This window comes from Roseivivax jejudonensis (assembly GCF_900172265.1).
In the GTDB taxonomy this organism is placed as follows: domain Bacteria; phylum Pseudomonadota; class Alphaproteobacteria; order Rhodobacterales; family Rhodobacteraceae; genus Roseivivax; species Roseivivax jejudonensis.
On sequence record NZ_FWFK01000002.1, the window covers coordinates 147,739 to 167,415 of the forward strand.

General features: G+C 67.1%; 19 protein-coding genes. 7 read left to right on the plus strand and 12 right to left on the minus strand.

Annotated features, from left to right (window positions below; genetic code table 11):
* The first annotated feature begins 159 nt into the window (after positions 1 to 159).
* Complete coding sequence (locus ROJ8625_RS05740; protein ID WP_085791340.1) at positions 160 to 612, plus strand: DUF4174 domain-containing protein; 453 nt, start codon at positions 160 to 162, stop codon at positions 610 to 612.
* A gap of 119 nt (positions 613 to 731) precedes the next feature.
* On the opposite strand, the gene ROJ8625_RS05745 is transcribed toward ROJ8625_RS05740, so the two are convergent.
* The 7 genes from ROJ8625_RS05745 to ROJ8625_RS05775 all read right to left on the minus strand — a co-directional run bounded on the left by ROJ8625_RS05745 (position 732) and on the right by ROJ8625_RS05775 (position 7,329).
* Positions 732 to 1,325, minus strand: coding sequence for a hypothetical protein (locus ROJ8625_RS05745; RefSeq protein ID WP_085790927.1), 594 nt, complete (start codon positions 1,323 to 1,325; stop codon positions 732 to 734).
* A 4-nt stretch (positions 1,326 to 1,329) separates the two neighbouring features.
* The gene (locus tag ROJ8625_RS05750) at positions 1,330 to 3,330 is read right to left on the minus strand and encodes an acetyl-CoA carboxylase biotin carboxylase subunit (protein WP_085790928.1); all 2,001 of its coding nucleotides are present in this window, start codon (positions 3,328 to 3,330) and stop codon (positions 1,330 to 1,332) included.
* Positions 3,331 to 3,489: 159 nt separating this feature from the next.
* Entirely contained in the window at positions 3,490 to 3,702 is a 213-nt protein-coding gene (locus tag ROJ8625_RS05755) for a hypothetical protein (protein WP_085790929.1), read from the minus strand.
* A 397-nt stretch (positions 3,703 to 4,099) separates the two neighbouring features.
* A complete protein-coding gene (locus tag ROJ8625_RS05760) occupies positions 4,100 to 4,459 on the minus strand; it encodes a hypothetical protein (protein ID WP_085790930.1) in 360 nt (119 codons plus the stop codon).
* A gap of 81 nt (positions 4,460 to 4,540) precedes the next feature.
* Entirely contained in the window at positions 4,541 to 4,684 is a 144-nt protein-coding gene (locus ROJ8625_RS21150) for a hypothetical protein (protein WP_200813289.1), read from the minus strand.
* A 214-nt stretch (positions 4,685 to 4,898) separates the two neighbouring features.
* Positions 4,899 to 5,288, minus strand: a complete 390-nt coding sequence (locus ROJ8625_RS05765) for a DUF6497 family protein (RefSeq protein ID WP_085790931.1) — start codon at positions 5,286 to 5,288, stop codon at positions 4,899 to 4,901.
* Positions 5,289 to 5,796: 508 nt separating this feature from the next.
* Positions 5,797 to 7,329, minus strand: coding sequence for an acyl-CoA carboxylase subunit beta (locus ROJ8625_RS05775; protein WP_085790932.1), 1,533 nt, complete (start codon positions 7,327 to 7,329; stop codon positions 5,797 to 5,799).
* A 174-nt stretch (positions 7,330 to 7,503) separates the two neighbouring features.
* Between ROJ8625_RS05775 and ROJ8625_RS05780 the strand changes: the two genes are divergently transcribed.
* Entirely contained in the window at positions 7,504 to 8,730 is a 1,227-nt protein-coding gene (locus ROJ8625_RS05780; RefSeq protein WP_085790933.1) for a multidrug effflux MFS transporter, read from the plus strand.
* A 94-nt stretch (positions 8,731 to 8,824) separates the two neighbouring features.
* Positions 8,825 to 10,222 carry a helix-turn-helix domain-containing protein gene (locus ROJ8625_RS05785; protein ID WP_085790934.1) on the plus strand — a complete coding sequence of 466 codons (1,398 nt, stop codon included), beginning with the start codon at positions 8,825 to 8,827 and terminating at the stop codon, positions 10,220 to 10,222.
* On the opposite strand, the gene ROJ8625_RS05790 is transcribed toward ROJ8625_RS05785, so the two are convergent.
* Genes ROJ8625_RS05790 through ROJ8625_RS05810 form a run of 5 tightly spaced genes read right to left on the minus strand, consistent with a single transcriptional unit; the run spans position 10,207 to position 14,102 of the window.
* The gene (locus tag ROJ8625_RS05790) at positions 10,207 to 10,923 is read right to left on the minus strand and encodes an N-acetylmuramoyl-L-alanine amidase (protein WP_085790935.1); all 717 of its coding nucleotides are present in this window, start codon (positions 10,921 to 10,923) and stop codon (positions 10,207 to 10,209) included. The two genes, ROJ8625_RS05785 and ROJ8625_RS05790, sit on opposite strands and share 16 nt — an antisense overlap.
* Entirely contained in the window at positions 10,887 to 11,603 is a 717-nt protein-coding gene (locus tag ROJ8625_RS05795) for a hypothetical protein (protein ID WP_085790936.1), read from the minus strand. Before ROJ8625_RS05795 ends, ROJ8625_RS05790 begins: the two co-directional genes overlap by 37 nt.
* A 32-nt stretch (positions 11,604 to 11,635) precedes the next feature.
* Positions 11,636 to 13,123 (minus strand): Asp-tRNA(Asn)/Glu-tRNA(Gln) amidotransferase subunit GatA, encoded by a 1,488-nt coding sequence (gene gatA, locus ROJ8625_RS05800; RefSeq protein WP_085790937.1) that lies wholly within the window; start codon positions 13,121 to 13,123, stop codon positions 11,636 to 11,638.
* Positions 13,120 to 13,410: an Asp-tRNA(Asn)/Glu-tRNA(Gln) amidotransferase subunit GatC gene (gene gatC / locus ROJ8625_RS05805; protein ID WP_085790938.1), complete on the minus strand. Its 291-nt coding sequence runs from the start codon at positions 13,408 to 13,410 to the stop codon at positions 13,120 to 13,122. The genes gatA and gatC overlap by 4 nt, the downstream gene beginning before the upstream one ends.
* Positions 13,411 to 13,445: 35 nt before the next feature.
* Positions 13,446 to 14,102 carry a ceramidase domain-containing protein gene (locus tag ROJ8625_RS05810; RefSeq protein WP_085790939.1) on the minus strand — a complete coding sequence of 219 codons (657 nt, stop codon included), beginning with the start codon at positions 14,100 to 14,102 and terminating at the stop codon, positions 13,446 to 13,448.
* A 169-nt stretch (positions 14,103 to 14,271) separates the two neighbouring features.
* On the opposite strand from ROJ8625_RS05810, the gene ROJ8625_RS05815 reads away from it, so the two are divergent.
* The 4 genes from ROJ8625_RS05815 (at position 14,272) to ROJ8625_RS05830 (ending at position 19,633) form a co-directional block, all read left to right on the plus strand.
* Complete coding sequence (locus ROJ8625_RS05815) at positions 14,272 to 14,964, plus strand: metal-dependent hydrolase (protein ID WP_085790940.1); 693 nt, start codon at positions 14,272 to 14,274, stop codon at positions 14,962 to 14,964.
* A 144-nt stretch (positions 14,965 to 15,108) separates the two neighbouring features.
* Positions 15,109 to 16,110: a GT-B fold glycosyltransferase domain-containing protein gene (locus ROJ8625_RS05820; RefSeq protein ID WP_085790941.1), complete on the plus strand. Its 1,002-nt coding sequence runs from the start codon at positions 15,109 to 15,111 to the stop codon at positions 16,108 to 16,110.
* 203 nt (positions 16,111 to 16,313) lie between these two features.
* Complete coding sequence (locus ROJ8625_RS05825) at positions 16,314 to 17,618, plus strand: O-acetylhomoserine aminocarboxypropyltransferase/cysteine synthase family protein (RefSeq protein WP_085790942.1); 1,305 nt, start codon at positions 16,314 to 16,316, stop codon at positions 17,616 to 17,618.
* A 338-nt stretch (positions 17,619 to 17,956) separates the two neighbouring features.
* On the plus strand, positions 17,957 to 19,633 hold the full coding sequence (locus tag ROJ8625_RS05830) for a putative sodium/potassium/calcium exchanger (protein WP_085790943.1): 1,677 nt from the start codon (positions 17,957 to 17,959) through the stop codon (positions 19,631 to 19,633).
* Positions 19,634 to 19,677: the final 44 nt, after the last annotated feature.

Below are 19,677 nucleotides of genomic sequence, written 5' to 3' on the forward strand. Positions count from 1 at the left end.
GATGGCGGGCGGTGCGTGAGGACGTCGTTAACGTTAAAATGCACTGGATCGGCGTCGATCGCGGCGGCGCCGCGCGGCGTTCTGACAATTTCGTGGCGCGTTGCCGCAACACGATACCCAAGCGGCACCCGAAAGCCTATATGCGGGGTGATGACCAAGATGCTGACAACCCTCGCAATCGCGCTCTTCACCGCGGCCGCCCTCCCCGCGCAGACCGGCAGCGCGGCCGACGGATCGGCGAGCGACGAGCTTATCGTTCCGGCCGAGGGCCGGACGCTCGAAGAGTTCCGCTGGATCAAGCGCCCGGTGGTCGTATTCGCCGACAATCCGGCCGATCCTCGATACGTCCAGCAGATGCAGTACATCACCGAACGCGCCGACGCGCTGCTCGAACGGGACGTTGTTGTCATTACCGACACCGACCCCGCCGCGCGCACGGCAATCCGCGAAGCGCTGCGACCGCGCGAGTTCATGCTGGTGCTGATTGCCAAGGACGGCAGCCGCATCCTGCGCAAGCCGTTTCCGTGGTCCGTGCGGGAGTTGACGCGATCGATCGACAAGCTGCCGGCCCGCCAGCAGGAGGTGCGCGACAGCCGCATGGAGCCGGGCTGACCGCGTGGCGCGTTGATTTCGGCAGCGGGCGTGCGTATATCTTGGGCATGGCAGGCCCGGACGGCCCGGGATGCCCATGAAGGAACGCGATATGTCGAACGCACCGAAATCGCCGCCTCCTATCGCTGGTCAGACCGGGCCCCGGCCCGGCTACTGAATCCGCGCGCGCTGCGCATGCGTGCCAGGCTGTGGTCGAGCGCGGACAGAGCCGTGCGACCCATCTCCAACGCCTCGAGCTTCAATGAGATGTAATCCGTGTACATCTTGATCCGCTGTGACTGGCTCACGCGGCCGAACGCGTCCGCACGCAGGTCGGCGATCATCGCCTCGATCGCGAACACCTGGTTGTAGTACCGCACGACCGGCTGAATCGCGTGCTCCGGCAGCAGGTGGACCTCCGCGATCATGGCCTGGAACACAGTGTCGTTGCGCTCGGTCGGAATCAGCGGAACGTAGTCGGGGTCGCGCTCCATCACCTCGACCATCTCGCGCCACGCCTCGTTGAGGTCGAAGGCGGGATTGCCGAGAATGTCCACGTAGTGCTGGATCTCGGCGCGCAGTGCGACCTGCAGATCCTCCTGTCGCACGCGGCGGTGACGCCGCTCGCGCCCGCGTTCGCGCAGGCCCGCCACGAACCAGCCGACCGACGCAACCGCCGCCCCGACGAGAGCGGCGGCAAAGCGCGGATCGGCATTGGTGGCGACGTCGGTCATGACGTTACTCGAATTCCATGATCACGTCGTCGACGGCAAGGCTGTCGCCCTCGCCCGCGTTGATCTTGGACACGCGCGCCTTTTTCTCGGCGCGCAGGATGTTCTCCATCTTCATCGCCTCGACGGTCACAAGCGCCTGTCCCTCCTGCACCTCGGCGCCCTCGGCGACGTGAAGCTTCACCACCAGACCCGGCATCGGGCACAGCAGCATCTTGGAGGTGTCGGGCGGCTCCTTTTCCGGCATCTGGCGGGCCAGCTCGGCCTGCCGCGGGGTGCGCACGTGAACCCTGAGGTCTGCGCCGCGCGTCCGGATCCGGAAACCGCCCGAGATCTTGCCGACCTTCAGGACGAGCGGCGCGCCGTCCACGTCCATCCGTGCGAGCTGATCCCCGGGCGTCCAGTCGCCGGTGACGCGATGCTCCTTGCCGTCGGCGAACCGCACGGTCGCGCCATCGCGATCGGCGGCGACGGTCATGTCGAAATCGACGCCCTGCACCGCCACGTTCCAGGCATCGCCCACCTTGCGTTCGTGGTTGTCGAGCGTTCCCGAAATGCGCGCGCGCCGGATTTCCGCGACGCGGTTCATCGCGGCCGCCGCCGCAGCGATGCGGCGCAGCGCGGCTTCGTCGAGCGTCACGCCGCCGAACCCGTCGGGATATTCCTCGGCGATGAAGGCGGTCGTGATGTCGCCCGACACGAACTTCGGGTGATCCATCACCGCCGACAGGAACGGCAGGTTGTGGCCGATTCCCTCGACCTCGAACCCGTCGAGCGCGTTGCGCATGCCTTCGATCGCGTCGCCGCGCGTGGGACCCCACGTGCAGAGCTTCGCGATCATCGGGTCGTAATACATCGAAATCTCGCCGCCCTCGAAGACGCCGGTGTCGTTGCGCACCACCGCGGCCTCGATGTCGAGCTCGGCCGGCGGGCGATACCGGGTCAGGCGGCCGATCGATGGCAGGAAGTTGCGATACGGATCCTCGGCGTAGAGCCGGCTTTCGATCGCCCAGCCGTTCAGCTTCACGTCGTCCTGCGTGATCGTCAGCGCCTCGCCATTGGCGACGCGGATCATCTGCTCCACCAGGTCGATGCCGGTGATCAGCTCCGTCACCGGATGCTCCACCTGCAGGCGGGTGTTCATCTCGAGGAAGTAGAAGTTCTTGTCCCCGTCGACGATGAACTCGACCGTGCCGGCGCTGGTGTAGCCCACGGCCTTGGCCAGCGCGCAGGCCTGTTCGCCCATCTTTTTTCGCGTCTCGGCGTCGAGAAACGGCGAAGGGGCCTCCTCGATCACCTTCTGGTTCCGGCGCTGGATCGAGCATTCGCGCTCGCCCAGGTAGATGCAGTTGCCATGCGCATCGGCCAGCACCTGGATCTCGATATGACGCGGCTGGGTGACGAACTTTTCGATGAAGATGCGGTCGTCGCCGAAGCTGCTAGCCGCCTCGTTCTTGGACGACTGGAAACCCTCGCGCGCCTCGTCATCGGTCCAGGCGATGCGCATGCCCTTGCCGCCGCCGCCGGCGCTCGCCTTGATCATGACCGGGTAGCCGATCTCGGCAGAGATCTTCACGGCCTCCTCGGCATCCTCGATCAGGCCCATGTAGCCGGGCACGGTCGACACACCGGCCTCTTGGGCAATCTTCTTGGAGGTGATCTTGTCGCCCATCGCCTCGATCGCGCCTTTCGGCGGGCCGATGAAGGCCACGCCGGCGGCCTCGAGCGCCTCGGCGAATTTCGGGTTTTCGGACAGGAAACCGTAGCCGGGATGCACTGCCTGCGCGCCGGTGTCGCGGATCGCCGCCATCACGTTGTCGATCACGATGTAGGACTGGTTCGCAGGGGCCGGTCCGATCCGCACCGCTTCGTCGGCCATTGCGACATGCAGCGCGCTCTTGTCGGCATCGGAATAGACCGCCACCGTCCTGATGCCCATCGCGCGCGCGGTCTTCATGACCCGGCAGGCGATCTCGCCCCGGTTCGCGATCAGGATCTTGTCGAACATCTCCGTCCCTTTCTCGTGAGGTTTCTTGTTTTCGCGTCCCGCCACGGCGCCGGCCCGACGCCAGCCCCCGACACGACAAAAGGCCACCGGAGCGATGTGCCCCGATGGCCTCTCATTACGTCTCCGCGGCGGGCCGTGACGGCCCGCGTGCGGATCAGATCAGTTGCACAGCTGCGGCGTGACGTCGTCGCAGACAACGCCGCCGGCTGCGCCGACCGCGGCGCCGACGGTGCCGTCACCGCCCGTGGCGCGGTCGACGAGATAGCCTGCGCCGGCACCGGTCGCGGCGCGCGGCAGGTCAGAGCTCTCGCACGCGGCGAGGCTGGCGCCGAGGACACCGACGACGGTGGTAAGCTTGGCGATCTTGAGCATCTCAGAAACTCCCTACATTCCGATTTCGCGTTATAAGCGTACGCGCGAGAAACCGTCTTCCGTCGTTTCCTGTTCCAAGAAAACCCCGCATTCACGCGAGTTTGAGCGACACTCCGCCGGCTCGTGCCGAAATAGGCGCCGAACTGCCGGAGGCAAAGCCGACACACGCCACGGTGGAACGGGAAAAATCCGGGCGGCCGGTCAGGGGATTGCCCGGACCGCCCGGAAGGGGAAGGGTTACGGTGCGCCGCGGATCGAGGTGTGCAGATCCGTCGCGCGGTTGACCCAGCTTGGGACACCCGAACGCTGACAGAGGGTTGACGCCGTTCCAAGCGCCCGATGCACGCCGCGCGGGTATCGGCCCGTTCCTGCCCAAAGCCGCGGTTGATCGGCAGCATCATGCCCAGAACTCCGGATCGAACGCTTCGGGAAAGCTTGCGCGCGCCACCGGCTCATCGATCACCAGCAACGCATCGTAGGATTCGGGGTCGAACGGATCCTCGGCCGGCTTGACCTCGCGGCCCAGAAGCCACGACAGGCGCCCGGCGTCGAGATTGCCGCGTTCGAACGGCTCATCGCCGAAATGGTGCCAAAGGGCGGCGAGAAACGCGGTGTCGGCCCGCCGGTCCGGTGGGCGACGGTCGGCATAGCGCTCCCGCCGGGTCAACGGCGTAGCCCCCTTCGGGTTCGCGCGACGGATTGTGAACTGGTAGTCGGAGCCGGGAAGACGGCTCGGGAATCCGCGATGCTTCAGCATGGGCCCGCCTCCGGTGATCGGACGGCGTGCGGAGGGCCCGGGGTCGGGACGGATCGTGGTCCGATCCGTCCCTCGATCCGATTACTTGTACTTGCCGGTGTAGACCGGCTCCGTGGTGATCGGCTCGGGCTCGACAACCACGACTTCTTCCTCCTGCTGGCCGCCACATGCGGACAGAGCGGCGACGAAGCCGAAGAGGGCGATGAGCTTAACCGTGTGGGACATTCTCGTCTCCTGTCAGTGTTCCAAAGGCGTGTTGCACCCGATTTCGGGCACCACCTCCGAAGGGATGTAGTAGTCACGTTTCTGCGACCACCCCCCAAACTATCGGAATTTCCGGGACTTGCACATGCTGCCCTGTGGCGACGCGCCGCATGTGCCGCGAAAGTCGCAATATGGGTATGTCGCGCACGCCGAAACACCAGATCTTGTGGATTCATTAGAACGCCTCCCAGATGCAGGAATCGCCCGAAATCGAATACGCCTCGAACACCTGAACGATGCCGGGCCGCGCGGCTCCGAACTCGGTCGGTTCCGCCGAAAGACTGATGACAACCCGCTCCGGGACGCCGTCTTCGGCGGCATCGAGAGTCGGCAGGACGACGTCGGCGCAAAGCGCATCGAGATCGCGCGACAGTCGCGGCAGGTCTTCCACCAGTCCCGGGAGGTCCGGCGCCACGAACCGCCAGCGCTCGGGCTCGCCCTCGTCGCGGCGCACCTCCAGAAGCTGCGCGCGAAGACCGGACGGCAGGTCGTGGACGGCCGCAAGCGCCTCCTGTGCGGATAGCGCCTGCGCCAAGCCGATGCCGGATCCCAATGTCAGGGTCATCGCTGTCCACCAGGGGCAGCCCCGGCCCCTTTTCAGGGCTCCTCCCGCCGGGGCTGCGCAAGCGCGGGTCTGGCCCGCTACCTCGTGGTCTCGTCCGGACGTCAACCGAATCATCGGCCCCTGCCCGGTCTCTGCGCCCAAGACAGCCAGCGCGCCCGATGCGCCCGTGCCGTCAGAAGCGTTTCGATCTCTTGATGCCTGCCATTCGCCGGATGCCGCGTCATCACGCGTCCACCGGCGCGAATGCACAGACAATCATCACTTCGCGTAAGCACTACCACAGGTGAGAAACCGCGCAAGTCTTGCAAGTGACGCCACAGATCCTGACGCACCGCACGGGCGAGACGCCGCGCATCGGCGATCGGGAACCGGGTCTCGGCACAGACGTCGAAGCGCGGCGGCCAGTGGCGTGCATGCACGAGCCGCGGCCCGCGCTGCGCGACGAACCAGCCGTGTCGGCGCACCGGCGCCGGGCCCCAATCACCCGGATCTGTAGCGGCGGCGTCTGTCACAGCGGGATGTTGTCGTGCTTTTTCCAGGGGTTCGACAGCTTCTTGCCCCGAAGCGCCGCAAAGGCACGGCTGACCCGGCGCCTGGTCGATCGCGGCTGGATAACCTCGTCGATGAAGCCCTTTTCGGCCGCGACGAAGGGGTTGGCGAACCGGTCCTCGTATTCCTGCGTGCGGGCGGCGATCTTCTCGGCGTCGCCAAGCTCGGCGCGATAGAGGATCTCGGTCGCGCCCTTCGCACCCATCACGGCGATCTCCGCCGTCGGCCAAGCGTAGTTGAAATCGCCGCGCAGGTGCTTGGAGGCCATCACGTCATAGGCCCCGCCATACGCCTTGCGGGTGATGACGGTCACCTTCGGCACCGTCGCCTCGCCATAGGCGAAGAGGAGCTTGGCCCCATGCTTGATGACCCCACCGTATTCCTGGCCCGTCCCCGGCAGGAAACCGGGCACGTCCACGAAGGTCAGGATCGGGATCTCGAACGCATCGCAGAAGCGCACGAAACGCGCGGCCTTGCGGCTCGAATCGATGTCGAGACACCCGGCGAGCACCATCGGCTGGTTCGCCACCACTCCGACGGTCTGCCCCTCGAGACGGATGAAGCCGGTGACCATGTTCTTCGCGAACTCGGCCTGGATCTCGTAGAAGTCGCCTTCGTCGGCGACCTTCTCGATCAGCTCCTTCATGTCGTAGGGCGTGTTGGCGTTCTCGGGGATGAGCGTGTCGAGGCTCGCCTCCTGCCGCCCGGGTTCGTCGAAGAACGGGCGCACCGGCGGCTTCTCGCGGTTCGACAGCGGCAGGAAGTCGACCAGACGCCGCACCTCGGCCAGCGCCTCCACGTCGTTCTCGAACGCGCCGTCGGCGACGGACGACTTGCGCGTATGGGTGGTGGCGCCGCCCAGTTCCTCGGCCGTCACCACCTCGTTCGTCACGGTCTTGACCACGTCGGGACCGGTAACGAACATGTACGAGCTGTCCTTCACCATGAAGATGAAGTCCGTCATCGCAGGCGAATAGACCGCGCCACCCGCGCACGGGCCCATGATCACCGAGATCTGCGGGATCACGCCGGACGCCATAATGTTGCGCTGGAATACCTCGGCATAGCCCGCGAGGCTCGCCACGCCTTCCTGTATCCGGGCGCCGCCCGAGTCGTTCAGGCCGATCACGGGCGCGCCGTTCTGCATTGCCATGTCCATGATCTTGCAGATCTTCTGGGCGTGCGTCTCGCTCAGCGATCCGCCGAACACGGTGAAGTCCTGGCTGAAGACATAGACCATGCGGCCGTTGATCGTGCCCCACCCGGTGACCACGCCGTCGCCGTAAGGACGCTGCTTTTCCATGCCGAAATCGGTGCAGCGATGCGCGACGAACATGTCGAACTCCTCGAAGGAGCCCTCGTCGAGCAAAAGCTCGATCCGCTCGCGCGCTGTGAGCTTGCCCTTGGCGTGCTGCGCGTCGATCCGCTTCTGGCCGCCGCCGAGCCGCGCCTCGGCGCGGCGGTCCTCGAGCTCCTGCAGGATGTCCTTCATGCGTCCGCTCCCTCTGTCGCTCCGTCGCGGGGCGACCATACAGGGCGCATGACACGTCACAAGCCGTTTCGGGCAAATTTGCAAACCCGGCATAGCCCGCCTCCGATAACCCGCAAACCTGCAAATCATCGCTTCACGCTTGGCCAGCGCCACGCGCTGCCCTAGACCCAACTCATGTCCGACGCGCCCAGGGTCGTCTTTCTCGACCGCACCACACCCCCGCACATCCTCACGCTCGTCCTGCTGTCGGGTCTCGCGGCGCTGACGATGAACGTGTTCCTGCCGAGCCTGCCGGCGATGGTGGAGCATTTCGAGACCGAGTACCGGCTCGTGCAGCTTTCGGTCGCCGTCTATCTCGGAGTCAACGCAGGCCTGCAGATCTTCCTTGGCCCGGTATCCGACAAGCTCGGACGGCGTCCGGTCATCCTTTGGGGTCTCGGGATATTCATCATCGCGACGTTCGGCTGCATCCTCGCGCCCGATATCTGGACCTTCCTCGCGTTCCGCATGCTTCAGGCGACGGTGGTGACCGGCATGGTCCTCGGGCGGGCCGTGGTGCGCGACATGGTCAGCCAGGACCGCGCGGCGTCGATGATCGGCTACGTGACGATGGGCATGGCGCTCGTGCCGATGATCGCGCCGGCGATCGGCGGCGTGCTCGACGAAGCCTTCGGCTGGAAGGCGAACTTCTGGTTCATGCTGGGCGGCGGTGCCCTGCTCTTCTGGCTGGCATGGCGCGACCTGGGCGAGACGGCGGCGCCCTCCCCGCTCACGCTCGGCCAGCAGTTCCGCGAGTATCCCGAGCTTCTGACCGCGCCGCGGTTCTGGGGTTACGCGCTGGCGGCGGCCTTCTCCTCGGGCGCGTTCTTCTCCTACCTCGGCGGCGCTCCGTTCGTGGGCTCGGAGGTCTTCGGGCTGGACCCCTCGACCCTCGGCATCTACTTCGGCGCGCCGGCCGTGGGCTACGTCATCGGCAACTGGGCGTCGGGCCGGTTTTCCGCGACCGTGGGCGTCAACCGCATGGTGGCCATGGGCGCCACGATCAATGCCGTCGGCGTCGCCGCGTCGATGCTGGTCTTCGCGGCGGGGCTGGGGTCCGCGCTCACCTTCTTCGGGTTCATGTGCTTTGTCGGGCTCGGCAACGGCATGACGATCCCGAACGCGACCGCCGGCGCGCTGTCGGTGCGCCCGCGTCTCGCCGGCACCGCGTCCGGGCTGGCCGGCGCGATCATGATCGGCGGCGGTGCAGCGCTCTCGGCGCTTGCGGGCGTGCTTCTCGCGCCGGGCACCGGGCCATGGCCGCTTCTGTGGCTGCAATTCGCGACGGGCATCTGCGGCATCGCGGCGATCACGCTCGTGGTTCTGCGCGATCGCCAGCTGGAGCGGGCCGGCGCAACCTGACCCGTCCGAGTTGCAGGCGGCGCCAGTTGCCTTTTGCTAGGCAGCGCCGCAGAAATTTGCAAAGAACGCCGCGAGACTTCGCAAAGGCGCCGTGATGCCCGTTCAGAAACTCTATGCCGGGGCCAAGCTGCGCGATCTGCGCGGCCGCTTGTCGCTCACGCAAAAGGACTTTGCGACCAAGCTCGGCGTGTCGCTCCCGTATCTGAACCAGATGGAGAACAACAACCGGCCGGTGTCCTCCACCGTCCTGCTCGCGCTGGCGCAGCACTTCGGCTTCGACGTGACCGAACTCGGACCCGGAGACTCCGAGCGCCTCGTCACCGACATGCGCGAGGCGCTGGCCGATCCGGTCTTCACCGAAACGCCGGCCCTGCCGGATCTCCGTCTGACTGCCGCCAACGCGCCAGCCATCGCGCGCGCGTTCCTCGCCTTGCACCGCGCCTACCGCGAGACGCACGAGCGGCTCGCCTCGCTCGACGAAGCGCTGGGGCGCGAGGGCACGCAGCTGCAGCCCTCGCCCTGGGAAGAGGTGCGCGACTTCTTCCATTATTGCGACAACTACATCGATGCCGTCGACCGCGCGGCCGAGCGGTATGCCACGCGTGCCGCCGGGTCATCGTCGCTCTATGCGGCGGCGACGGCCGATCTCGCCGCGCGGGGTATCGAGGTCACTCTGGCCGATACCGGAACGCTTCGGGTCTACGACCCCGAAGCACGCCAGCTTGTCCTGTCGGCGCGCGCGCCGGCGGAAACCCAGACGTTCCAGTGCCTTCTCCAGCTCGCCCTGATCGAGCACGGCAAGCTGATTGAGGCCACGCTCGACCTCGCGCGCTTCCGTTCGGATGCCGCCCGCGCGATCGCGCAGATCGGGCTGGCCAACTACTTTGCCGGCGCGGCGATGATGCCCTACAGCGCCTTTCTGGCCGCCGCGCAGGAGATGCGCCACGACCTGGAGCGTCTGGCCCTCGCCTTCGGCGCCTCGATCGAACAGGTGGCGCACCGCCTGTCGACGCTGCAGCGGCCGGGCGCGAAGGGGATCCCGTTCTTCTTTGTCCGGGTCGATCAGGCCGGCACGATCACCAAGCGCCATTCGGCGACCCGGCTGCAATTCGCCCGTTTCGGCGGCGCCTGTCCGCTCTGGAACGTGCATCGCGCCTTCGAGACGCCGGGCCGGTTCCTCCGACAGCTGGCCGAAACGCCGGATGGCGTGCGCTATATCAGCCTCTCACGCGACGTGTCGAAGCCCGGCGGCCACTACGGCGCGCCGGTGCGCCGATACGCGATCGCGCTTGGCTGCGAGGTCGCGCATGCGGGCGCGCTGATCTATGCGGACGGGCTCGACCTGACCCGTGCCGACGTGTTCGAGCCGATCGGGATCTCCTGCCGGATCTGCGAGCGGAAGGCCTGCCACCAGCGATCGGTGCCGCCGCTCGAACGGCGACTGACGATCACCCCCGACCGCCGCGAGGTCCTGCCTTACGAGGTCGACTGAGCGGGCTCCGCCGCCACCGGCCAGTCCCGGGCGAGCCCGGCCACCAGCGCGCGGTCGACCGCGCCGAGTGGGCCGGTCGCCCACGGCCGCAGGCGCAGCCGAACCGCCGCGAGGAGCGCATCCTCTTGACCCGCCTCCCAGACATAGCCCGCGCGCCGCGCATCCTCTTCGAAATCGCCCGGTGTCGCCTGGTCTGGCCAGACCGCGTGGCCGCGTCGCGCCAGGCGGCGCCAGTCGAACCGCGGGCCGGGGTCGACCTTGCGGCCGATCGCGATGTCGGAATGCCCGATCACCCGTTCGGGCGGGACGCTCCAGCGGTCGCGCACCGCGTCGAGCAGCGACTCGAGCGCATGCATCTGCGGCTCGGGAAACGGCTGTCGTCCGGTATTGACGAGTTCAATGCCGATCGAGCGGGAGTTCACGTCGCGCACCGCGCCCCAAGCACTCTTGCCCGCGTGCCAGGCGCGGCGCTCTTCGGGCACGAGGGACCACACCTGCCCACCGGGTTCGATAACGTAATGCGCCGACACCTCGGCGCCCGAATCGCAGAGTCGCGCAAGCGCATCGGTCGACGCGCGCATCGCGGTGTAATGCAGGATCACGAGATCGGGGCGCGCGTTGTCGCGCCGCGCCCCGTGGTTGGGGCTCGGTCGATCGACGGGCCTCAGCCGCGCGCGCGCCGGAACGGCGCGGGCGACCAGCCGCAGGCAAAGCCGTCGCCGTCGGCATCCAGACCCTCGCGGTCGCGCTCGGGACCGCCGGACTCGAGGAATGCTTCCTGTGCGAGGTCCGCGGACGCGTACGCGGTGCAGTTGCGCTGCTCGCGAGCCTTCGATGCGAAGGGCGACCGGCTGTAGATCGGCTGCCCCACCTGGTTGGTGGTGGTCAGCGCATATTCGACCACGTTGGCAGTCTGGCCGGACGGGCGCTGCGGCAACGGTTCGGGGGCGATCTGCTGATACTGTGCGGTGTTCTGCGCAACGCGCGCGGCATCTTCCTCGATCGAGCGGCGGCTCGACACGGCATCGAAGTTGTTCTCGTTCGAGATACCTGCGGAATTCGTGACCGCGCCCGGCGCCGCTCCGGCCGCGCCGGCGCCAGAGGCGGGCGCATCGGGATCGCGGTCGAGCGCCGCCGCGGCCATCGCCGCGATGTCGTCGCCGCCGCCCTGTCCGGACGCGTCGCCCGCCGATTGCGGCGGATTCCCCGCGGGCTGGGTCATGCCGACATCCGGACGCAGCGACGTGGCGAGTTCGGAATCGACCCGCGCGCGGCGGTTCTCATCGTAGCTGTCAAAGCCCACGCCCGCGTCGTTGGGAACGCTCGGCGCGCAGGCGGCAAGCGCGAGCGCCGTTGCCGTCGAGAGAAGAACAAACCGCATGGCAGTACCCCCGTGAGAAATCGTTCGCCGCATTACCACCATTTCTCCGGCTTTGCCACGAAGCCCGAAGCACGTTCCAGTGCGTAGGCAGTGTTCAGCAACTCGGCCTCTTCCCACGGCTTGCCGATGAGCTGGAGCCCGAGCGGCAGGCCGGTCCGGTCCTGCCCCGTTGGAACGGAAATGCCCGGAAGGCCCGCGAGGTTCACGGTCACGGTAAAAATATCGTTTAGGTACATCTGGACCGGATCCGCCTCGGCCATTTCGCCGAGGCCGAAAGCCGCGGACGGCGTCGCCGGAGTCAGGATCGCGTCAACGCCCTGTTCGAAGACATCCTCGAAGTCCTTCTTGATGAGGGTGCGAACCTTCCGGGCGCGGTTGTAGTACGCGTCGTAGAACCCAGCCGACAGCACGTATGTGCCGACCATCACGCGGCGCTGTACCTCGGGGCCGAAGCCCTCGGCCCGGGTTTTCTCGTACATGTCCACGATGCCGTCGCCCTGCGCGAGCTTGGCGCGGTGGCCGTAGCGCACGCCATCGTAGCGCGCGAGGTTCGACGACGCTTCGGCCGGCGCAATCACGTAATAGGTGGGCAGAGCGTATTTCGTGTGCGGCAGCGAGATATCGACGATCGTCGCGCCGGCGTCCTCGAGCATCTTGCGGCCCTCGGCCCAGAGGCTCTCGATTTCGTCGGGCATGCCGTCCATCCGGTACTCGCGCGGGATCCCGATGGTCTTGCCGCGCACGTCGCCGGTGAGCATCGACTCGAAGTCAGGCACCGGCAGGTCGGCGGACGTCGAGTCCTTCGGATCATGCCCGGCCATCGCGCTCAGGAGGATGGCGGCGTCGCGCACGTCCTTGGCCATGGGGCCGGCCTGATCGAGCGAGGAGGCGAACGCGATGATACCCCAGCGCGAGCAGCGCCCGTAGGTCGGCTTCAGCCCGGTGATCCCGGTGAAGGCGGCGGGCTGACGGATCGACCCGCCGGTGTCGGTGCCCGTCGCACCGAGGCAGAGATCCGCCGCGACCGCCGCGGCCGACCCGCCCGACGATCCGCCGGGCGTCAGTTGCGCGGTGTCGTTGCCGCGGCGCCACGGGTTCACCGCGTTGCCGTAGGTGCTCGTCTCGTTCGACGAGCCCATGGCGAACTCGTCCATGTTGAGTTTCCCGAGCATCACCGCGCCGGCCGCGAAGAGTTGCGTCGTGACAGTCGACTCGTATTCGGGCGAGAACCCCTCGAGGATCCGGCTTGCAGCCTGGCTCGCCACGCCCTTCGTGCAGAACAGATCCTTGATCCCCAGAGGGATGCCGCAGAGATCGGGCGCGTCGCCGGCCTTGAGCCGTTCATCCGCGGCGGCGGCCATCTCGCGCGCCCGGTCGGGCGTCTTGTGAACGAAGGCACCGAGCGCATCCGCCCCGTCGATCGCGGAGAGGCACGCCTCGGTCAGCTCCGCGCTCGTCACTTCGCCGGCGCGCAGCGCATCGCGCGCTGCTGCGATGGTCAGTTTGGGAAGCTCGCTCATTCCACCACCTTCGGCACGGCGAAGAAGCCCTCGCGCGCATCCGGCGCGTTCGACAGCACGGTGTCGGCCATGCCGCCGTCGGTCACCTCGTCGGCGCGCCGCTTGAGACGCATCGGCGTGACGGACACCATCGGCTCCACGCCCTCGACGTCAACTTCCTGCAGCTGCTCGATGAAACCGAGGATCGCGCCGAACTCCTCGGCCAGCGCGGGCAGAGCGTCGTCGTCGACGCGGATGCGCGCGAGCTGGGCCACGCGCGCGGCGGTCGCTGTGTCGATCTCGGACATGGGGCCTCCGTCGGGAACTCTGTCAGCGCCCGCGTTTAGCGCCGCGCCGGGTCGCCCGCAAGGACATGGGCGCGGTAGACCAGGATCATCCAGCCGAGCATGGTCGCGTTCAGGACGTGCCACATGAAATGCGTGCCGATGGGCACGGCGCTGCAGAGCGGCGCGTCGAGGGTGCGAAAGCCGATCGACACGCACAGAAGCGCGGCGCCTGCGGCAAGCCCGCGCGCCGTAACCGGCGCCCGCCGCGCCAAAAGAGCGGCATGAAGGAAGATAAGCAGCGGCACGGGCACGTATCCCGCCGATCCGCCGAGCGCCGCGCGAAACGGCAGGACCTGCGAGACCGCCATCATCGCCGGCACCGAGGCGAGCGTGAGCCCCCCGGCCACGAGCCGCACCTGCCCCCAGAAATCGCGGTGCGCCGCGTAGATATAGACGACGATGAAGGCGACGATCGGCAAGACGTCGAGCGTCGCCGCCCACGCGACGGCAAACGTATGGAAAAGACCCGAGCCAATCCCGATCAGGAGAAGAATGACGGCGAGGATGCGTGCCTTCGGCAACCCGCGGGTGACCGGCCACACCCACAGTGCCGCGATGACGAAGGCGAAATTGGTGATCGCGTTGACCGGCTCGGCCCAGAGCCCCGGGCCCAGCCGCTCGCAATATCCATCGATCGCCTGCGTCCAGTCCATCGCGGCCGGTCCCTTGCCTCGGTCCGTTACCTAGCGCGCGCTGGAGGAGCGGCACCACCCGCGCGTGAGGTCGTTGTGCCGGCGCCCAACGGCGGCGGAACGGGTGCGACCACTCGACCCATATACCGGCCGCCCTAAGCTCCGCGGTGACGAAACGAGGAGACATCCCATGAAGATTATCTGGCTCGGCCATTCCTCCTTCCGCCTCGAGATCGGCGACGCGGTCATTCTGCTCGACCCGTGGCTCGACGGTAATCCGTCCTTCCCCGAGGATCGCAAGGACGAGGCCACGAAAGGCGCGACGCACATCCTGCTCACGCACGGTCATTTCGACCATGCCAGCGAGGTGGTCAGCCTCGCGAAAGAGTTGTCGGTGCCGGTCATCGGGATGTTCGACCTGATGCAGCACTGGGAGCAGAACGAAGGCCTCGAGACGGTCGGCTTCAACAAAGGCGGTACGGTCGAGGTCGGCCCCGCAAAGGTGACGATGGTGCACGCCACCCATTCATCGACCATGCCGGGGCCGCACGGCCCGGTCTCCTGCGGCTCCGAGGCCGGCTTCATGATCGCCGCCGAAGGTCACGTGATCTACGTCTCGGGCGACACTGACGTGACGGCCGACATGGGCGTGTTCCAGGCGCTCCACCAGCCGGATATCGGTATCCTTTGTGCCGGCGGACACTTCACGATGGACATGGCGCGCGCGGCCTACGCGGCGAAGACCTACTTCGACTTCAAGACCGTGATCCCTTGCCATTACAAGACCTTCCCGCTGCTGGAGCAGTCGGCCGACGCCCTCAAGTCCGGGCTGCCCGGCGTCGATGTGATCGAGCCCGAGGTGCTCACCGCGATCGAGATCTGACGGGCCGGACAGCGGCGTCCGCACTCGCGGGGCGGACGCCTGTCGGATCCCGCAAGACACGCGCACGCTTTTGGCGCGGAAAATCCCTCGCGGGGGCGGCGCGGGTCCGTCATACTGCGCGGCAAAAAGCCCGAGCAGCCGAGCATGACGGACCATCCCGACCGCCCGCCCCGCGTGAACTTACTCGTCGTCGCCCAGGCAGGGCGGCTGGAATACGAGGCGGCGCTCTTCGCGTTGTCGCTGGCCGAGACGATCACCGGGCCGCGCTTCAACCTGGTCGTGGCCGAACCGCAGCCCGGACCGCTCTGGCCGGGAGATCCCCGCATATCGCCACCGGTGCGCGGGCTCCTCGAAGAGCTCGGCGCGACCATCGTTTCTTTCGAGAGCCGCCATTTCGGCGCCGGCTATCCCTACGGCAACAAGATCGAGGCGCTTTTCGCCCTGCCCGGCGACGCGCCGTTCGTGTTCTTCGACACCGATACGCTCCTGCTCGACGATCTCGATGCCGTGCCGTTCGACTTCGATCGTCCGACGGCGTCGCTGCGCCGCGAAGGGACGTGGCCGGTGATCGAACTCTACGGGCCCGGCTACACCCGCATCTGGAAATCGCTCTACGACAGCTTCGGGCTCGATTTCGACAGCTCGCTCGATCGGGCCTGGCCCGACGAATACTGGCGGCGCTACCTCTACTTCAACGCCGGCTTCTTCTTTCACCGCGATCCCGCGCTCTTCGCCCAACGGTTCCTCGACACGGCACTGGCGATACGGGACACTCCACCGCCCGAACTCGTCTGCCAGAGCCTCGATCCCTGGCTCGACCAGGTGGCTCTGCCACTCGTCATTCATGGTCTCGGCGGCGGCCGCGACACGCTCGAACAGGGATGGCTCGACGGACGCACGAGCTGTCATTACCGCACGCTGCCGCTGCTCTACGCCCGCGAGGACGATCGCGCGGTCGAGATGCTCGAGCGGATCGCGGCGCCCAACAAGGTCAAGAAGGTGCTGAAGGCCTACGAGCCGTTCCGCCACATGATCTATCACGGACGCGGTCGGAAGGTGCGCGCGCTCTTCGACCAGGACGATCTGCCCCGCAAGGAGCAGGCGATCCGAAACAAGCTGAAGCGCGAAGGCTTCTGGACCCGCTAGCGCCGGGCCGGTCGCGGGTGTGATCGCGTGCCCGCCCAGGGCCCGCTCCGCCCCTGCCGCTGCCTGACGAAACGGCCCGCAAGCGCCCGGGAGCCGGCCACGGTCCGGCGCACAGGGCGCGGGATCGTCGCGCCCATCCTCCGATGGACGAGTCGCATCCCTGTCGCTAGCGTCGGCGCCGAACGGATTTCAGGGAGGACAGAATGACCGACACGCCGCAATATGGCTTCGATACGCTGCAGGTGCATGCCGGGAGCCGGCCTGACCCCGCCACCGGCGCCCGCCAGACGCCGATCTACCAGACCACCGCCTATGTCTTTCGCGATGCCGAACATGCCGCCGCACTGTTCAACCTGCAGGAAGTGGGCTTCATTTACTCGCGGCTGACCAATCCCACGGTCGCCGTCCTGCAGGAGCGCATGGCCACGCTCGAAGGCGGCGCCGGCGCGGTCTGCTGCTCGTCGGGCCACGGCGCGCAGATCATGGCGCTGTTTCCGCTGATGGCGCCCGGGTGCAATGTCGTCGTTTCCACCCGGCTCTACGGCGGAACGGTGACACAGTTCAGCCACACGATCCGGCGCTTCGGATGGTCGGCCAAGTTCGTCGATTTCGACGATACGGACGCGGTGCGCGACGCGATCGACGATGACACGCGCGCGATCTTCTGCGAGTCCATCGCCAATCCGGGCGGCTATATCACCGACCTCGATGCGATCTCGGCCATCGCGGACAATGCCGGGTTGCCCCTCATCGTCGACAACACCTCGGCCACGCCGTATCTCTGCCGCCCGATCGAACACGGCGCGACGCTTGTGGTCCACTCGCTGACCAAGTTCCTGACCGGAAACGGCACTGTCACCGGCGGTGTCGTGGTCGACTCGGGCAAGTTCGACTGGTCGGCCTCGGGCAAGTTCCCGTCGCTGTCGGAGCCTGAACCCGCCTATCACGGGCTGACCTTTCACGAGACCTTCGGCCCGCTCGCCTTCACGTTCCACGGGATCGCTGTCGGGTTGCGCGACCTCGGCATGACGCTGAACCCGCAGGCCGCGCATTACACCCTTCTCGGGATCGAGACGCTGAGCCTGCGGATGCAGAAACACGTCGAGAACGCCGAGAAGATCGCGAGCTGGCTCGAAAAGCATGACGCCGTGTCCGCGGTAACCTATGCGGGCCTGCCGTCGTCGCCTTGGCATGACCGGGTGGCACGGATCTGTCCGAAGGGCGCGGGCGGGCTTTTCACCGTGACGCTCAAGGGCGGCTACGACTCGTGCGTGAAGCTCGTGGACAGCCTCGAGTTGTTCAGCCACGTGGCCAACCTTGGCGATACGCGCTCGCTCATCATCCACTCGGCCTCGACCACGCATCGCCAGCTCACACCCGAGCAGCAGAAGGCGGCGGGCGCCGCGCCGGACGTGGTGCGGATCTCGATCGGGATCGAGGACGCGGACGACCTGATCCGGGATCTCGACCAGGGCCTGGCAAAGTCCGCGCCGGCCGCGGCGGCCTGATCCTGCACGACTGGAACCCGGCCCCGCGGCCATTCGGTCGCGGGGCCTGCAGCGAATTCGCGCCAGTTTTTTCGCGTGTCCGGCGAAAAAATCCATGGAACGAAATCGCGGCTCTTCACATGCCCGTTACAGCGCTGATGTGAGGCGCCGAATCCAATCGTGCCGCACCGCGGCACGAAGGAAATCCGGACGCGGAACACGCTGCAACGCGCGGTAAAACGGACATTTTCTGCTTATTCTCGCGGGTCGCCGGCGGAACATCGCCGGGCACCACCCGTTCGCTGTCCAGGCCCTCAGCCAATCGCCCATTCGTGAAAGAGACAGAGGACCAAGACCCAATGAGCATCTTCACACGCCTTCTCGTGAGCACCGCGCTCACCCTTCCGGTCGCTGCCGCGCCGGCCTTCGCGCAATCGTCGGACCAGCCCTGCGACGAGCTGTCCGCGATGATCGAGGACGGCCTGCCGCAGGACGCGCCCATGTCCGAGGACGAACTGCAGACAACCGTGGAAAACGGTGAAGCCGAGGCCTGCGCCACGCAGCTCGCGCAGCTCGAGGACATGCAGTCCGAGACCGACACCGACAGCGCCGAGGCCAGCGACAGCGCGACCGCCGAAGCGGACGCCGAGGCCAGCGCCGACGCCACCGTGGCCGAGCGCGAGCAGACCACCGTGCAGATCGACGAAGAGCGTGTCGTCGAGGGCATCGTGCGCCTCGAGCGCGAGGCGCCGCAGGTCGACGTCGAGCAAGGCGCCGCCGAGGTGACCGTCGAGAACGCAGAGCCCGACGTCACCGTCCAGCAGCAGCAGCCGGAAATCACCGTGCGCCAGCCGCAGGCGACCGTGTCGCTCGAAATGGCGCAGCCGACCGTGCGCATCGACCAGCCGGCGCCCGAGATCACCATCACCATGCCGGATCCGAACGTGAACGTCGCGGACGCCGAGCCGCAGGTCGACGTTCAGCAAGGTGAGCCGACCGTGTCGCTGCAGCAGGCCGCGCCGCAGGTGAACCTCGACCTCCGCGTGGTGGACAACGAGGATGCGACCGGCGAAGGCGTGCAGGTCGAGGACTCGCAGTCCGGCAGCACCTATGCCGAGGGCGAGGCACAAGAGCTGCAGCCAATCGAGAACGCCGAAGTCGCGGTAACCCAGGCCGAACCGCAGGTGACCGTGCGCCAGACGGCATCGCAATCGGGCGACGGGTCGGACAGCTCCGCCGAGGGCGGCAACTCCGGCAATGTCACGTTCGAAAGCGCCGGCACGCCGACCGTGAACTACGAGTCTTCCGAGCCGAACATCGAATTCAACATGACCGGTGAGCCGCAGGTCGAATTCACGCAGTCCGGCGAGCCGCAGATCACGATGCAGACCGCGCAGTCGGGTGACGCCTCCGAAGACTCGTCGACGCAGCAGGGCTCTTCAAACCAGTCCGGCGGATCGCAGGACGAGGACATGCAAACGGCTGATGCCGAGCAGTCCGGCACCGAGACCGAGGACATGCAGTCGGCGAACGCCGAGCAGTCGGGCACCGAGACCGAGGACATGCAGTCGGCGGACGCCGAGCAGTCCGGCACCGAGACCGAAGACATGCAGTCGGCGGACGCCGAGCAGTCGGGCACCGAGACCGAGGACATGCAGTCGGCCGATGCCGAGCAGTCGGGCACCGAAACGGAAGACATGCAGTCGGCCGATGCCGAAGGCGGTTCGGGCACCGACATGCAGATTGACGGCTACGAGGCCGTCGCGGCGACCGATGTCGAGCGTGACGAGCTGACGGATACGGCGCTCTTCAACACCAACAACGAGCGCATCGGCGACATCGAAGAAGCTGTCGGTGGCGACGGGATCGAGCGCATCGTCGTCGGTGTCGGCGGGTTCCTCGGTCTTGGCGAGCGCCAGGTGGCCCTCGCGATGGACGAGCTTCAGGTCATGCGTGCGACCGAAGGTGACGACGTCCGCGTCTACACCAACATGACCCGCGAAGAGCTTGAAAACATGGAGCGTTACGAGGGCTGAGCTACCTCGTTGCGAAATCGCGAAAGGGCCGGTGCGACCGCACC